At 46.4% G+C, this 16,060-nt stretch carries 13 protein-coding genes and 1 riboswitch; of the genes, 3 read left to right on the plus strand and 10 right to left on the minus strand.

What is annotated here, in order from left to right:
* Nucleotides 1-38 precede the first annotated feature (38 nt).
* The gene (locus MKZ16_RS26930; protein WP_076103723.1) at nt 39-848 is read left to right on the plus strand and encodes a histidinol-phosphatase; all 810 of its coding nucleotides are present in this window, start codon (nt 39-41) and stop codon (nt 846-848) included.
* A 142-nt stretch (nt 849-990) separates the two neighbouring features.
* On the opposite strand, the gene MKZ16_RS26935 is transcribed toward MKZ16_RS26930, so the two are convergent.
* The 7 genes from MKZ16_RS26935 to MKZ16_RS26965 all read right to left on the minus strand — a co-directional run bounded on the left by MKZ16_RS26935 (nt 991) and on the right by MKZ16_RS26965 (nt 7,796).
* On the minus strand, nt 991-1,722 hold the full coding sequence (locus MKZ16_RS26935) for an NADPH-dependent oxidoreductase (protein WP_254924580.1): 732 nt from the start codon (nt 1,720-1,722) through the stop codon (nt 991-993).
* Between the two features lie 210 nt (nt 1,723-1,932).
* Complete coding sequence (locus MKZ16_RS26940) at nt 1,933-2,475, minus strand: GNAT family N-acetyltransferase (protein WP_051491088.1); 543 nt, start codon at nt 2,473-2,475, stop codon at nt 1,933-1,935.
* A 38-nt stretch (nt 2,476-2,513) separates the two neighbouring features.
* Nucleotides 2,514-3,443, minus strand: coding sequence for a metallophosphoesterase (locus MKZ16_RS26945; protein ID WP_081382462.1), 930 nt, complete (start codon nt 3,441-3,443; stop codon nt 2,514-2,516).
* Between the two features lie 57 nt (nt 3,444-3,500).
* On the minus strand, nt 3,501-4,292 hold the full coding sequence (locus MKZ16_RS26950; RefSeq protein ID WP_051491089.1) for a DUF3891 family protein: 792 nt from the start codon (nt 4,290-4,292) through the stop codon (nt 3,501-3,503).
* A 210-nt stretch (nt 4,293-4,502) separates the two neighbouring features.
* Nucleotides 4,503-5,267, minus strand: a complete 765-nt coding sequence (gene sdhB, locus MKZ16_RS26955; RefSeq protein ID WP_036679800.1) for a succinate dehydrogenase iron-sulfur subunit — start codon at nt 5,265-5,267, stop codon at nt 4,503-4,505.
* Between the two features lie 75 nt (nt 5,268-5,342).
* Nucleotides 5,343-7,085 (minus strand): succinate dehydrogenase flavoprotein subunit, encoded by a 1,743-nt coding sequence (sdhA, locus tag MKZ16_RS26960; protein WP_036679802.1) that lies wholly within the window; start codon nt 7,083-7,085, stop codon nt 5,343-5,345.
* 45 nt (nt 7,086-7,130) lie between these two features.
* On the minus strand, nt 7,131-7,796 hold the full coding sequence (locus tag MKZ16_RS26965) for a succinate dehydrogenase cytochrome b558 subunit (RefSeq protein WP_036679804.1): 666 nt from the start codon (nt 7,794-7,796) through the stop codon (nt 7,131-7,133).
* A gap of 404 nt (nt 7,797-8,200) precedes the next feature.
* Here MKZ16_RS26965 and MKZ16_RS26970 point away from each other — a divergent pair, with 404 nt between their 5' ends.
* Entirely contained in the window at nt 8,201-9,103 is a 903-nt protein-coding gene (locus MKZ16_RS26970) for a LysR family transcriptional regulator (protein ID WP_036679806.1), read from the plus strand.
* Between the two features lie 523 nt (nt 9,104-9,626).
* On the opposite strand, the gene MKZ16_RS26975 is transcribed toward MKZ16_RS26970, so the two are convergent.
* Nucleotides 9,627-10,298 (minus strand): TrkA family potassium uptake protein, encoded by a 672-nt coding sequence (locus MKZ16_RS26975; RefSeq protein ID WP_036679808.1) that lies wholly within the window; start codon nt 10,296-10,298, stop codon nt 9,627-9,629.
* A gap of 13 nt (nt 10,299-10,311) precedes the next feature.
* Nucleotides 10,312-11,670 carry a TrkH family potassium uptake protein gene (locus MKZ16_RS26980; RefSeq protein WP_244886391.1) on the minus strand — a complete coding sequence of 453 codons (1,359 nt, stop codon included), beginning with the start codon at nt 11,668-11,670 and terminating at the stop codon, nt 10,312-10,314.
* Between the two features lie 64 nt (nt 11,671-11,734).
* Nucleotides 11,735-11,910, minus strand: a riboswitch (cyclic di-AMP (ydaO/yuaA leader).
* 320 nt (nt 11,911-12,230) lie between these two features.
* Here MKZ16_RS26980 and MKZ16_RS26985 point away from each other — a divergent pair.
* A complete protein-coding gene (locus tag MKZ16_RS26985; RefSeq protein ID WP_038573180.1) occupies nt 12,231-13,907 on the plus strand; it encodes a CPBP family intramembrane glutamic endopeptidase in 1,677 nt (558 codons plus the stop codon).
* Between the two features lie 98 nt (nt 13,908-14,005).
* Here the strand turns inward: MKZ16_RS26985 and uvrC are convergent, their stop codons facing one another.
* Nucleotides 14,006-15,958, minus strand: coding sequence for an excinuclease ABC subunit UvrC (gene uvrC / locus MKZ16_RS26990; protein ID WP_305953722.1), 1,953 nt, complete (start codon nt 15,956-15,958; stop codon nt 14,006-14,008).
* Nucleotides 15,959-16,060 lie beyond the last annotated feature (102 nt).

Below are 16,060 nucleotides of genomic sequence, written 5' to 3' on the forward strand. Positions count from 1 at the left end.
AGCTGATTGCATAACCTTGTTTAAAGGAGATGTTCTTGATGAAATTTGATTTACACACCCATCATTTCCGCTGTGGCCATGCTGACGGAACGATTAGAGATTATATCGAAGCTGGGATTGCCGCTGGATTGGGAGTTATAGGTATTTCCGATCATACTCCCTATTTCGGAGATCCATCCGATCAGGCTTTTCCCAAAATCGCAATGGCTAAATCCGAATTTGCTAATTATGTAGATGATGTTCTCTCCCTCAAAAAAGAGTACGAAGGCGTTATCGACGTACTGTTAGGCATCGAATCAGATTACTTCCCCGAACATGCTGAGATATACCGTAAGACATTATCCGCCTACCCTTTTGATTATGTGATTGGATCGGTACATAGTGTTAGTGGAGTCAGCATTTTTAACAAAGGGCGCTGGAAAAACCTTAGCAAAAATGAGAAGATCCGCGTGAAGTCTGAATATTACCGGTTAATTGCTGATTCCGCACGCAGTGGTATGTTCCAAATACTCGGACATATTGATGCGATGAAGGGGAATTATCCTGCTTTTTCCGAAATCCCTGCACCTCAGCCGATTGACGATTGTCTGCGTGTAATCAGTGAATGTGACGTGGCCATCGAAATCAATACCTCAGGCGGGACTAAGCTGGTCGGCGGCTGGTATCCCTCTGAAGATATTCTGGAGCGGGCACTACATTTTGGCGTAGAGGTTAGTTTTGGTTCGGATGCACATAAGCCGTCCCGGGTCGCCGAGGATCGGGATGCGGTAGCTGCACAGCTTAAAGAAATAGGCTTTACACACTGGGTTTATTACAAGCAGCGCCAAAAAGTCAAAGTTTCTCTGTAAACAAGCTTAAACGCCTTCACCGTCCCTATAAGGACGGTAAGCGTTTAAGCGAGAAATTAAATAATGCACCAAGCGTTTTGGTTTAGGGGCAGGGTTCACCCTCCGTTAAACCAATCTCAGCTTGGTGCATCTTTTTGTTTATTTACAGATTATCACAGCTAAAACCTTGTTGTTTCAGCGTACGTTTCGCATCTCCATATTCCGGGTTGATATCATAAAAATGAGCAATCGTACTGGTCCAATCTCTCTCCGTCATCCCCTGCTGCTGCAAGAATTCACGGTGGGTTTGATTATACGCCTCCAGGAGGCCTTGTACGTCCGGATTGTATTGCTCCTCATGAAATATAGCTTCCAGTGGCAGCCGCGGCTTCTGAGAAACCTCCTCCGCTGGGTATCCCACGCATAGGCCGACGACAGGGAATACGTACTCCGGCAGCTTCAGCAGTTCAATCACACCCGCTGTGTTGCGGCGCACACCCCCAATAGGAATGATGCCCAGTCCCATGGATTCCGCCGCTGCAATCGCGTTAGACAATGAGATTCCCACATCTGTAGCTCCAACCAAAAGTGCATCCACATCTTTCACGGCTTCAAAAGACTTGCCTTCCAGCTCACTAGCTACTTTAGCTCTATAAAAATCCATGCAAAATACCAAAAAAACCGGTGCTGCCGCTACATGCTTCTGATTTCCGCACAAAACTGAAAGCTGCTGCTTACGCGCAGGATCTTTGATGGCGATTATCGATACCTGCTGTCCATGAACCCATGACGGTGCGGCTTGAGCCGATTCAATCATAATTTGTAGCTTCTCTGGCTCCACAGGCTGGTCTGAATATTGCCGGAAAGAACGATGGTTTTTTAATGTTTGTACCACTTCATTCAAAATGTTACGCCTCCTTGGTCATTCCACTCCATAGTATGTTAATCATAAACGATCGGATTCGGTACTGCCAATCACTTACGCTACTCTTTTCAATCAAAAAAAATGGACCCGAATCATCGGGTCCCAAAGCAGTATATTTTTAAAAGGGGGTCATGTACTTAGTTTAACCGCACACTGTTAGAGTTTGATAACGGCATTATTTCATTTGTGTAACAATGTGAATACTTTCATTACATCGTCCAAGGAGCCGACTTTGGGCATCACCCGCTCCAGCTTCATACCGTTCTTGAGCATCACACGTTCCGATCTAATATTATCTCCTGTGCAGCGTCCTTCGATCCTTGTTATCCCAAGGGTATGAACACTATAGTTCAAAAACAAACCCACGGCCTCCGTCGCCAGCCCGCATCCCCACCATGCCGGGTCCAGCATATATCCTAAGGTAGCTGTGCCCTCACGGCGGTTCCAATTCTGCAAAGCCACTATACCGATCAACCGCTGCTGCCCCTTTAAATAGATCCCGGCATGCAGCGCACAAGGATCGAAGGCAAATAACATCCGGTTTACCAGCTTCTCCACCTGGGCAGATGCTGATCCAGGGCCAGAGCGTACTAGAATATGGCGCTGCACATCTGGATGGGAGAGCAGCTGCCGCAAAGCTAAAACATCCTCAGGCATGATCAGCCTCAGATCAACTGCTAAACCATGTTGTGTCTCTAACAACACTGCTCCATAGGTGCTCATCTTCTCTCCCCTTCCGTGCAGCTAAAATTCCAGCCTAATCAGCTCATGGACCGATGCAGCGTCAGAACCGTTAATTCTGGCCTACACAATAACCGAAAAGGCATGTATGTCTCTCCAAACCCTCTATTCACATACACAGGCATGGCTTTGTCTTCTGTATAATACAATCCATTTATGTATTTAAGAGATCCATAAGGTGTAAATGGCGCACCTATAAAGGGCAGGCGAATTTGTCCGCCATGACTGTGCCCGGAAAGCTGTAGATCAAATGAATAGGCCTGTGCGGTATCCGCATAATCCGGCTCATGCATCAAAAGGACGTTAAAGGTTCCTTCAGGAACACCAGTAATGGCTTTCGCTGGGTCGGGTTTACCGTGTAACAGATCATCCAGACCCGTAACCGCCATGACTGCCCCGCCTCTTTTTAGAAGGTAGGATTTATTCCTCAGCACCCGGAAGCCCGCAGACTCCAGCAGCTCGGTAACCAGCTGGGTATTCTTGTAATCATGATTGCCTAATATCGCAAATTTACCCAATGGCGCACTTAACGCTGCCAGCACCGGTACGGCTTCAACAAGATCCTCAGGATCGCTGTCCACAATGTCACCCGTGAAGCAAATAAGATCCGGTTCAGCTTTGCTTATATGTTTAGCGAGTCGGGCCAGATCCCTGGCATCCTTATTAAATCCGAGATGCGTATCACTGAAATGAACAAGCTTCATCCCTGAAAAAGCGGAAGGAAGCTCCTTAAAACGCAAGTCCAGCTTAGTGACCTCAATCCAGTTCGGCTCCCCCTGCCATGCATATCCGCTTGTAAGCAATCCTGCGCCGATTACAGCAGCCGCACTCCGAGTCAGGAACTGCCGGCGGGTAATTGTAGACTCGCTACCAGAACGCCCCTTAGAGGGGTCCTTGTGGATCTTATCGCCATTCTTATTGGGAGAAGCCCCAGACGATTGTATCTTCATAGGGAGATTCTCCTTTCTTTACCTTTTCCCCGAAAAACAGACGGTCCAAATAATAACTTATATATTATTTCGGGCAGTTAGAACAATCCGGCATTCTTCTTCCGGAGTTTCGCTGTAAGCGCGTGCAATCCCTTTTTTTGCGATTTCTGATTTTTGAACTCGTCTCAGCATAAATGCTACTTCCAGGTTTTTTACAAAAGGAAACGGTTCAAGCATTAACGTTGACTTATCCTGCCACTCCGCTGTGATAACACGACCTGACGTAAAACTGAAATCTTCAGTGCCTGAGAACCCTTCACGCCACCATGGATGCTCCTCTGATTTCGGACACCCCGGCTCATTTAAGGCCAAATACAAGGACAGATCATCGCAGAATTCTAAAAGACGGGCATCATAATACAGCTCATCTTCTCCGATAGGCTTAGAAGCTTCAAGCTCCCGATGGATACGTGCTCTGCGTTCCTCTTCATGTTCTTGATATAACGTTAGTTCTGGATAATCGAGTCCCGAAATCTTAATAAGCCGCTCAAAATGCAAGCTGCACAGCAACGCTCCGTACGGTGTGTGTTCCTCGATCTCATCTAATCCACGCTTATAAAAGGTCAACTTAGGCACTACAGGAAAATCAATAAAGGTGTAGGGTGCTTGCTCCGCATCATTCCAGAAAGGGGTCTCATCCAGATCAATCCAGCCCCTATCATGCTGGGCTACTGCCCACAGTACCTCTTCCCGGCGTCCTTCAGTTGGCACATGCTGCTCTTTGAACCCAATGGCCAGCTCTCCGGCAAGTTTCCCGTGATCATGCTGCTTAACCATTACAATTGCTCCATCTTGCTCCCGACAAATCACGATTATTCCTCCTTGTTCCACAGCTAACATTACGTTAACAATGGATATTATAGCATAAATTGGTCAATATTCTGAACTTGCTCCAGCCCTGCAAGACTTTCCCGCCTCAAGCAGATAAGAGAGTCTTAACAACATAAAAAAAGCTACCCCCAGCGAATGGAATCCACTTTGAGGATAGCTCAATAGATAAACATTTGGCGGTACTATTAATTACACACCTAACCAACGTTTGAACATATGCTTCGTTGTTTGCTTGTTTATTTCTGCAATAGATGTCGTAAGAGGAATCCCCTTTGGACAAGCGCGTACACAGTTCTGTGAGTTACCACAGCCATCGATCCCGCCATCCTCCATAAGAGCGTCCAATCTTTCGTCAGCGTTCATTTCACCTGTAGGGTGAGCATTGAACAGACGTACTTGAGAAATGGCTGCCGGTCCGATGAAATCCGTCTTTTCGTTGACATTCGGACAAGCCTCCAAACATACGCCACAGGTCATACATTTGGATAATTCATAGGCCCACTGCCGTTTTTTCTCCGGCATCCGCGGTCCCGGTCCAAGATCGTACGTACCGTCAATCGGAATCCATGCTTTCACCCTTTTTAGCGCATTGAACATCCGGGTACGGTCAATGACTAAGTCACGCACCACCGGAAATGTCTTCATAGGCTCAATGCGTACAGGCTGCTCCAGATTGTCTATAAGTGCAGCGCAAGCTTGGCGGGGTTTGCCATTAATCACCATGGAGCAAGCTCCGCACACTTCTTCTAAACAGTTGGAATCCCAGCATACGGGAACTGTGCTGTCACCTTTGGCATTCACAGGGTTACGCTGAATTTCCATCAAAGCACTGATCACATTCATACCTGGACGATAAGGAAGTTCAAATTCCTCGACATACGATGAACTTTGTGGATCGTCCTGGCGGGTGATGATAAACTTTACGTTTTTGGGAGCTGCAGCTGTTTCCGCCATAATGGTTCCCTCCTCAAATTGCCTGATTTTATTTCATGAAGCTTGCCTCGCAAGCTATTCTGTTACTGGAAAGCATTAATCCTTCGAATAATCGCGTACCCGTGGAGGAATCAGCGAGACATCCACTTCATCGTAGGAGATTTGTGGACCCTCTGCAGTCCAGGCTGCTTTTGTGGTCTTCAAGAACTCCTCATCATTACGATTTGGGAATTCCGGTTTGTAATGTGCACCACGGCTCTCATTGCGCATAAGCGCTCCAAGTGTCATCGCTTCGGACAGCTCCAGCATATTCCAGAGCTGGCGAGTGAAGGCCACACCTTGGTTATTCCAGCGCGATGCATCATTCATATTGATCTTGCGATAACGCTCCTTAAGCTCTTTGATTTTGCCAATGGTCGCTTCCAGCTTCGGATTGTGCCGCACCACGGTCATATTGGCGGTCATCCATTCGCCCAGTTCCTTGTGAATCACATAAGCATTCTCTGTACCTGACATCGCTAACAGAGATTCATATTTGTCCGTTTGCTTTTTGTGGAAGCTATCGAATACGGAAGAAGAGATATCCTGCGATGATTTCTTCAGGCCTTTAATGTATTCAACAGCCTTTGGTCCTGCGACCATACCGCCGTAAATAGCAGATACCAGTGAGTTGGCGCCTAGACGGTTCGCTCCATGATATTGATATTCACATTCTCCGGCTGCAAAAAGACCAGGAACGTTCGTCATTTGATTGTAATCAACCCACATGCCGCCCATAGAATAGTGTACAGCCGGGAAGATCTTCATTGGTATTTTACGGGGATCATCCCCCATGAATTTTTCGTAAATTTCAATAATCCCGCCAAGCTTCACGTCCAGCTCTTTCGGATCCTTGTGAGAGAGGTCCAAATACACCATGTTCTCGCCATTAATGCCCAGCCCTTGATCCACACACACATTAAAAATTTCACGTGTAGCAATATCGCGCGGCACCAAGTTACCGTAGGACGGATATTTTTCTTCGAGGAAATACCACGGTTTCCCGTCTTTATAAGTCCAGATACGGCCGCCCTCGCCACGTGCCGATTCCGACATCAGGCGGAGCTTGTCATCTCCCGGAATAGCGGTTGGGTGAATCTGGATAAATTCTCCGTTGGCATAATGTACACCCTGTTGGTACACCGCACTTGCAGCTGTCCCTGTATTAATAACGGAGTTCGTTGTTTTGCCAAAAATAATACCCGGCCCGCCGCTTGCCAAAATAACAGCATCCGCAGGAAAAGTCTCAATCTCCATCGTCTTAAGATTCTGGGCACTGATGCCGCGGCATACACCTTCGTCGTCGATGATAGCCGAAAGGAACTCCCAGTTCTCGCGTTTAGTTACGAGACCTTCAGATTCCCAGCGGCGCACCTGCTCATCCAACGCGTACAGCAGCTGTTGGCCTGTTGTCGCGCCGGCAAAAGCTGTACGGTGCCGCTTCGTTCCGCCGAAACGACGGAAATCGAGCAGACCTTCCGGTGTGCGGTTGAACATAACGCCCATCCGGTCCATAAGGTGAATGATACCTGGCGCAGCTTCACACATCGCCTTAACCGGCGGCTGATTCGCCAAAAAGTCACCGCCATAGACAGTGTCGTCAAAATGCTCCCAAGGGGAGTCGCCCTCACCTTTTGTATTTACCGCGCCATTGATGCCGCCTTGCGCGCATACGGAGTGTGATCTTTTTACAGGAACTAATGAGAATAAATGGACATGCGCACCAGCTTCCGCTGCCTTGATGGTAGCCATCAAGCCGGCCAGACCGCCGCCCACGATAATGATATCGGATGTTGCCATGATAGTTCACTCCTTTTATCGAAAATATCAGAAAGGATTCTTAAATTAAATGAAGGTCTTTATGGACTGGGCAATAGTTGCTGCAGTTTGAAATTCACTGTCACGGAAAGTAACCAGCGAAATCAGGAACATGAACGTTACTAAGACAAATATGCCAAGACAGAGGTAAGAAGATACCCGCTGTGCACGAGGACCGACGGTAATTCCCCAGCTGATTAAGAAAGACCAGAGACCGTTCGAGAAGTGGAAGCATGCAGCAACGATACCGATAATATACAGTGTCAGCAGAAGTGGCTGAGTCACGATATCGTGCATGAGACCGCCTAATTCTTCGTGCTCCACATTACCCACTGCCACCTGAACCCGTGTTTGGAACAAGTGCCAGACGATAAAGATAAAGGTAACAATACCTGTAATCCGTTGCAGGGTATAACGCCAGTTTCTTTCAATGTTGAAACGGTTCAAGTTCGGCTTGGATTGATACGCAATATAAAGTCCGTATACCCCATGGTACAGCAGAGGAAGCCATATACCGAACAATTCCAGGAAGAAGACGAGCGGTAAGCTGTTCAGCCATAACACGCTGTCAGTGAAACCGGAAGCGCCACCCTCTACAGCCGCAAAATTCGTCATCATGTGCTCAATGAAGAAGGCTCCAAGTGGGATAACGCCTAGCAAGGAATGAATCTTTCTGGAATAAAATCCTTTCATACAAAGTAACCCCTTTCCGATTAAAACAGCGTTTTCATTAATGGGTATTCACCGCCGGAACTACATTTGACACAGGATAACGTTGACAATCCAATGACATAATTCCTTAATTTACCGTTATCCTAGAGTTTACCGGACTTAGTTTTATTTTTCACAAAATGTGAATATCTTGTGTCACTTTTCATGTTACTCTTTTTTCGCTTATAAGGGAATTGCAATCTAATTATTAAACGTTATACAATAAACGCATAAGAATAGATTTTATATGATAATAATTCTCATTTAGCGAAACAACATTTTCCGACATAACCTGATTTTCCTTATGTAATAAGAACAGTTACCCTTAAGGCTATGAATTTCATCACTACTGATCATACATCGCACTAGGAGAGGAACCTCAATATATGTTTGACGATTTAGATGTTTTTGCAGCAGTTGTGGAACATTCCAGCTTAAACCGGGCCTCACGCCAGCTCAATCTGTCCCAGCCCGCCTTGTCTCGCAAAATTTCTAAACTCGAGGAACGTCTGGGGGTCGCACTGTTTAATCGTTATGGCAAACGACTGGAGTTAACCGAGGTTGGGCGTCTCACTTATTCCTATGCGCTTGAACAACGGCAGCAGCGTTCCAAGTTTCTGGAAGCCCTTTCTAAATTCAAAGAGGGGGAGCCAAGGCTTGTCACCTTGGGGGCTAGTCTTACCTCACTGCAGACCACGCTTCCGCCGCTGGTTAACGCTTATATGGACAAATATCCGACCGCAGAGCTGAAGCTGATTACAGGCCGAACGCATGAGATCGTATCCTCAGTTAGTGAGGGGAAATCAGATGTAGGTCTGATCGCTTCCTCTATTCAAGAACCTGGGTTACGCTGCATTTCTCTGTTTGAGGATCAATTGCGACTGGTCGTCTCAGAGCAGCATCCTTTAAATTTATCTTCCAAGCTAACCATGGATAATCTATCCCGGCTGCCTATGATTCTCTTCTCAAAGGGGACCTGGTACCGGCGCCTGACGGACGATCTATTCCAGCGCTGCGGGATTGATCCCGATGTGCGCATGGAGATTGACTCCTTCGAAGCCATCGTGCGGCTGCTTCCGACTGTCAAAGCGGCTGCGTTGCTGCCAAAGTCTTATCTGCGTCCAGAGCTGCTGAACGGCGGCGGACTGGTGTCCTTACATATCAAGGAGCTGGAGCAGACTCAACGGACCACCTGCCTGATTTACCGTGACGATGGAAGCATGAGCACGGCGGCTCGCAGTCTGGTGCAAGTAACCGAAGAGATGTTTCTGACAGAACGTGAGCAGTAAAGCCGGACCAAATGAATCAAGGGGCGCACCTATTGATCTCCAAATGAGGCAATAAGTGAAGCACTTATCGAAAGATTAGGGGATTTATCCCTAAAATTCAGAGATTTTTGTTCAGAAGACTTATAATTAGGGAAAACTTCCCTAATTTTTGGCCGATTCAGTAGCTAATAAGGAATCCCTCTAATTATTAGGGAGAAATTCCCTAATTTCGTTTATTTAGAGCGAATAGCGGCTGTTTTCAGGGAAGTTTTCTCTAATTAGTTCACACCCACTCTGTACATCGTACAAACAAAGAACGCATCTCGCCCATAGTCCACTGTCACAGATACCACAAATCATCTACTACAGCCGTACGAATATCACACCTAGTAACTCGCCCACCACACACCCCAATAGCACAGATCACTACGCGTGATCTATAGTCATATGGCATAGTAAAATCCATTACTTTTCCTACTCTTTACTCCATAAAAAAGAAGCTGCCCCCAAGTAGAATTCACTACTTTTGAGTCAGCTTCTTTTACTATGATTCTTGGTTCACAACTTCACTCTCAAAACGGTCAATACTTTCATTAGGACCAATGAGTACCATAACATCGCCTTCACTTAAATAATCATGGGCAGTTGGAGCGACGATTATTCCGCTTTCCCTATTTAGGGCAACAATGCTGCAGCCATATTTAGCTCTTGTATTTAAATCGGACAAGCTTCTGCCGTTCATGCAGGATGGCACGGTCAGCTCGACAATTTTATAATCCTTGGACAGTTCAATATAATCCAGCAAATTGGGCGTCACCAGCTGGTGTGCCACACGAATCCCCATATCCCGCTCCGGAAAAATAACCCGATCAACCCCCAGCCGCGACAGAGCGCGGCCATGAAGGATGGAGATTGCCTTAGCCACCACTTGCTTAACTCCAATCTCCTTCAACAAAATGGCCGCCAGAATGCTTCTCTCCATATTGTCACCAATCGCAACAATCCCACAATCAAAGTTCCGTACACCAAGCGAGCGCATAATTCCCTCATCTGTAGCATCTGCTACTACCGTATGCGTCAGTTGATCGCTCATTTCCTCCACGCGTTCTTCATGGTGGTCAATGCCGAGCACCTCGTAGCCCATTTCCATCAGCTCAAGCGCCAGGCTTGAACCGAAGCGACCTAAGCCGATTACTACAAATTGCTGTGCTTTCATTTCTAATTAACTCCTATCCAATAATTATTTTACCTTCAGGATACTTATACAGTGGTTTACCCTGTTTGGGACCGAGTGCATACGCCAAGGTTAGTGGACCTAGCCGACCTGCAAACATCGTCAGACAGAGTAGAATCTTACCGATCGCTGACAGTTCCGGAGTTAGCCCCATAGTCAGTCCTACCGTAGCAAAGGCGGAGGTCGTCTCAAACAAGATTGCCAAGAAATTACTGTCTTCAGTTGTGGAGAGTATCATCGACACAGAGGCAATTAACAACAAAGCCAGCAGTGTGATCGTTAATGCCTTGTAGATGCGCTCTTGAGCCAGCCGATAACGGAACAACACAACATCTTCCCGTCCACGCAGCATAGCAATAACAGCACCAATCATCATCGTAAAGGTTGTTGTCTTGATCCCGCCGCCCGTTGAGCCTGGAGAAGCACCAATAAACATAAGAATCACTATAAAAAATTGTGTAGCCTGCCGAAGTCCAGCAATATCTACTGTGTTCGCGCCAGCCGTACGGGGAGATACGGATTGAAAGAAGGCCGATAATATTTTACCGCCAAAATTCAGTGAACCCAGGGTACGAGTGTTAGTAAACTCGAATATAAAAATAACCAAAGCTCCGATCAGAATCAGCCCTGTACTGGTGGACAGGACAACTTTACTATGTAGAGACAGCCTGCGGGTTACCCGAAACTCCACCAGATCTGACATTACAATAAAACCAATCCCGCCGGAGACAATCAGAAACATCACAATAATATTCACAAGCGGATCATAAACATAATCAGTTAAACTGCGAAAATCCCCAAAAATATCGAACCCCGCATTATTAAACATAGACACCGCATGAAATATGCCATAATAAATCGCTTTTCCCAACGGCATATCAAAAGCCCAGCGAATAGACAGCAGCAAAGCGGCACAGCCTTCTATGACAAGAGAATATATAAGGACTCTCCGGATCAGTCGCACAATTCCTTCCATAGAGCCTTGATTCATGGCTTCCTGTAGGATTAGCCTGTCCCGCAAAGATATTTTACGCTTTAACACCAGTGAAAATAGAGTGGCCATGGTCATAAACCCTAAGCCGCCGATCTGGATTAGGATCATAATTACGGTTTTCCCAAAAATCGTGAACGAAGTTCCGGTATCCAGCACAACAAGCCCTGTTACACAGGTTGCCGAAGTTGAAGTAAATAATGCATCAATAAATTCCACGGAATTCCCGCTTGTGCTTGAAATGGGCAACATAAGCAGCAAGGCCCCTATCAGAATAATCGATGCAAAACCAAGCACCAGTATCTGCGGCGGCGAGAGCTTCAGAAACTTAAATTCAGAAATCCTGCGAAACTGTGAAGCCACTATGCTCACCTTCTTATCAAAAATTCCAACAAAAAAAGCACTGGAAAACCAATGCTAACTTGGTTCCTGCAGTAAATTAGCCTACGAGGTTAGCTGACGGATTCGGACTGTGCAGGCTGCCCTATTCGTTCCCAGAACGAAATTCACCCCTGATGAAAGTGCCATTTATCTTGTATACTCCACTTTTCATCACTTCTTATGGTTCCCCCGTTTTCACCAGAAATTCGGCTACTATACAATTGCATACAAATTATATACGTTATTTAGTGAATTCACAAAGACACAATTAATGCTCATTCACATGAAAAAATGCGGTTTAAAGAGACTGCATCAAAAGGAGTACCTTTTCTCATCACTTTTCCGTGTTTTCCCTGCAATTACACCGATTCTCACCATTCGTACACAAATGAACACGATAAAATTCATGGTATAAATTCACATGACTATTCTATACTATCTCTATTACCCATAAAAAGAACATATAATGTTTTTTGTAACCAGCCAGGCACTAATACTATAATGGAACATAATATTGTCAGTACATAACAAGGAGGCGTTACATGAATCCCGTCGGCCAGCCCATACAGCAACGTGCCCTCTCCAAGAGGCTCATCATCTCGGGCATTATCGGTCTTATTCTATTTATTATGTTTCAGATTTCCCCTTCACTGCTTAGTAGCCCTACAGGTGAAGATACCACCGTCATTAGCAAGGCAGAAGCCCGTGACCAAGCCATATTATTTGCAGAACATAAGCTCAACTACACCGAAGCACCAAACGATCAATGGAATGTACTTTACGAGACGGACTCTTCCTTTTATGGTTATATGTCTCGCGAGAAGCTTGTGGAGGACTACACCAAGAAAAAATTGGATCAAAAATATCCTTTTGATGTCTTTCGTGCAACGCTTACTCCTTCAGCGGAGCAAGAGCCGCAAATCATCGTTGACCTCAATATGTATAACGGTAAGATTGTCGCTTTCTCAAAGGCTGCAAAAGTTGCCTCCGAAGAGGGGTCAGGCATCGCTTCCGTTGGTGCAAAAGAGGACAAGGGAGCTGACCTCACTCTAGCGCAGAAGGAGAATCTTGCTCGTCCTTGGCTTCAGGAATGGGAAGTAAATCCTGCCAAGCTACAAATTGAATCGAATACAGGAAGCCATGGGCTAGTGTATACGGATAGTACTGTTCAGGTCGGCGAATCCTTATTGCACTATTATTTTGATTTCAGTGGAGAGCAGGTATCCAGCTTTAATGCCGGATTCACTGCACCAGCTTGGCATACCTCCTACGTACAAGGACAGACCTCTTTAGCGGAAAAGCTAACATTATTCGGTTACGGTATACCCACACTGATTTTAGGAATTCTGGCACTCGTCTACAGTATTCTTAGAAGAGAGCATACTTCCTTTAAACGTGGAGTATTCCTAAGCTCAGCCTATTTTGTAATCATGATGATCAGCACCTATAATATGCTGCCTGAATCAACAGGCGAAGGGCTAGAAGCACAGATTACCTCTGTCATTATGTTTATCATTTATGCTTTATACAGCCTGCTGATGTCCTCCTTGCTCTACTTCTCTTTAGTGGGCGGCAATGGCCTATGGCGAAAAGAGGGAGGCATGAACCCTTGGCCCCGCGCCAAAGAGCCCGGCTATGGACAATATGTGTTGGATAGTATCCGGGCTGGTTACATCTGGGCTTTCGTTCTGCTAGGGGTGCAGACGGTTATGTTCATCATATTATCGTTTACCTTGCACAATTGGTCTACTACAGACGCCACCCAATCTCCTTATAACATGAGATATGCTTGGCTTCTGCCTATCGTCGCATGGCTCGCTGGTTTATCTGAGGAAGCCATTTATCGCTTTTTCGGAATCCCTATGCTGAAAAAGGTGTTCCGGAACACTTTCGTCGCTTGCTTGATCACCACGCTGGTTTGGGCGTTTGGCCATACGTTATATCCGATCTATCCCATCAGCTCCCGTCCGATTGAGCTGACCGTAATCGGGCTGCTGTTCAGTTATATTTTCCTTCGTTACGGATTTATTGCTGTCATGTTCAGCCACGTCGTGTTTGACAGCATCCTGATGGGCGCTACGCTGATCTTTATGAAGGAGAGCGTAAATGTAGGCGCGGGTATCTTCGCGATTATTATGCCGTTCATAGTCGCTTACATCGTCTATCGATTTAATCCACCACAGAAGACTAAGCCGGTGGAGCCTTCTTCTTTGATTTAAGAAAATAAAATAGTGTACATCCTATAACCAAATTTAAAAAAGGGTATCATAGCAGCTTTAGTCGCTGCTGTGATACCCTTTTTCTTTTGTCACCATTGCTATGAGGTTGGCTCTTCGTCCTTGAGTGCATCAAGAATTTGTCTTGCCAGCTTTTCTCCAATAGAAAGTGTACGGAAATCATCCACGGAGGCTTCTTTAATTTTCTTAAGCGATCCGAAATGCTTAAGCAGCGCTTTACGGCGCTTCTCACCTATACCAGGTATTGAGTCCAGCTTGGAGGTAACCATGGACTTCCCGCGCTGTTCACGGTGGAAGGTGATCGCGAACCTATGGACCTCATCCTGAATCCGTTGCAAAAGGTAAAATTCCTGACTGTCCCGGGCTAGCGCGACAGGTTCTGGCGGATCTCCAACCAAAAGCTGAGCCGTCTTATGCTTATCATCCTTAACAAGGCCGCAGACCGGAATGAATAATCCCAGCTCATTCTCCAGAATATCAATAGCAGAGGAGATTTGCCCTTTCCCGCCATCGACCACGATAAGATCCGGTATCGGAAGATTCTCCTTCAATACCCGTTCATATCGCCGCCGAATGACCTCGCGCATCGTTCCATAATCATCCGCACCCACTACCGTACGAACCTTATATTTACGATACTCTTTTCGTGCAGGCTTGCCATCAATGAAGACAACCATCGCTGAGACCGGGTTAGTTCCCTGAATGTTCGAGTTATCAAACGCCTCAATACGGCTCAAGCGTTCAAGCCCCAAGCTCTCGCCTAAGCTGATCGCTGCTCCAGAGGTACGCTCTTCATCCCGTTCAATCAGCCGGAATTTCTCGTCGATAGCCACTCTTGCATTTTGACAAGCCATGCCAACCATCTGCTTCTTAAGACCGCGTTGTGGCACAAGCACCTTAATGCCCAGCCACTCCTGCAGAATGGAAGCACCGCCAGCGGCATCCACGATCCCTGCTGCCGCAGCTTCCTCCGCCGCCGTCGCACGTGCCTCAGCCTCTTCAGCCGATTCAGGAGTATCTTCACCCTGTTGTAAATCCGCTTCTGCTGGAGCAGCTATGGCGATCTCGGGTTTATTCTCTTTATTAGCCAGAGACTCCTCATCGAGCACATCCGGCAGCAGGATCTCCTGCGGCAAAGCGGGATTATCACTATAATACTGCGTCACATAAGACATAAAGTCACTGTAGGCTTCACCATAGAACGGGAACACGGAGGAATGGCGCTGAATCATCTTCCCTTGTCTCATGTACAGAATCTGTACACACATCCATCCCTTGTCTACAGCATAACCAAATACATCCCGGTCCTTAGTATCTGTAGTGTTGATCTTCTGCTTCTCCATCAATGCATCGATATGGATAATCTGATCCCGCAGTTCCTTCGCCCGCTCAAAATATAACTCCTCAGCAGCTTCCTGCATTTTTTGCTGTAAATCCTTTTTAACCGCCTCATGACCTCCGCCTAGAAAAGCAGCGATATCCTGCGTAATCTGTTCATACTCGGATTTCTGAACCTCCTTCTCACACGGTGCCAGACACTGGCCCATGTGATAGTAAAGACAGACCTCCTTTGGCATCACACCGCATTTACGAAGCGGGTACATACGATCTAGGAGCTTTTTTGTCTGCTGAGCAGCATAAGCATTAGGATAAGGGCCAAAATATTTTGCTTTATCTTTAATCACCCGGCGTGTAACCTCAAGGCGCGGGTGAGTTTCATTCGTTATTTTTATATAAGGAAATGTCTTGTCGTCTTTCAAAAGCACATTATAACGCGGCATATGTTTCTTAATCAGATTACACTCTAGAATGAGCGCTTCCATGTTACTGGACGTAACGATGTATTCGAAATCAGCAATATTAGCGACAAGCCGCTGCGTTTTACCATTATGACTGCCTGTAAAATAAGACCGCACCCGATTCTTGAGTACCTTCGCTTTGCCCACATAAATAATAGTGCCTTCCTGATTCTTCATCAGATAGCAGCCAGGCAGATCGGGTAGTAGTGCCAGTTTATTGCGGATATTGTCCAAAATGATCCCCTCCAGCTAAATTGGACCCATGATTAGTTGGCATTCAGCACACAAAACGCCTCCGGAATGAACCGAAGGCGCTGAGTGGCAGGGCCGAGGCCC

The sequence above is a fragment of the Paenibacillus sp. FSL R5-0928 genome (assembly GCF_037970385.1).
In the GTDB taxonomy this organism is placed as follows: Bacteria; Bacillota; Bacilli; order Paenibacillales; family Paenibacillaceae; genus Paenibacillus_AQ; species Paenibacillus_AQ odorifer.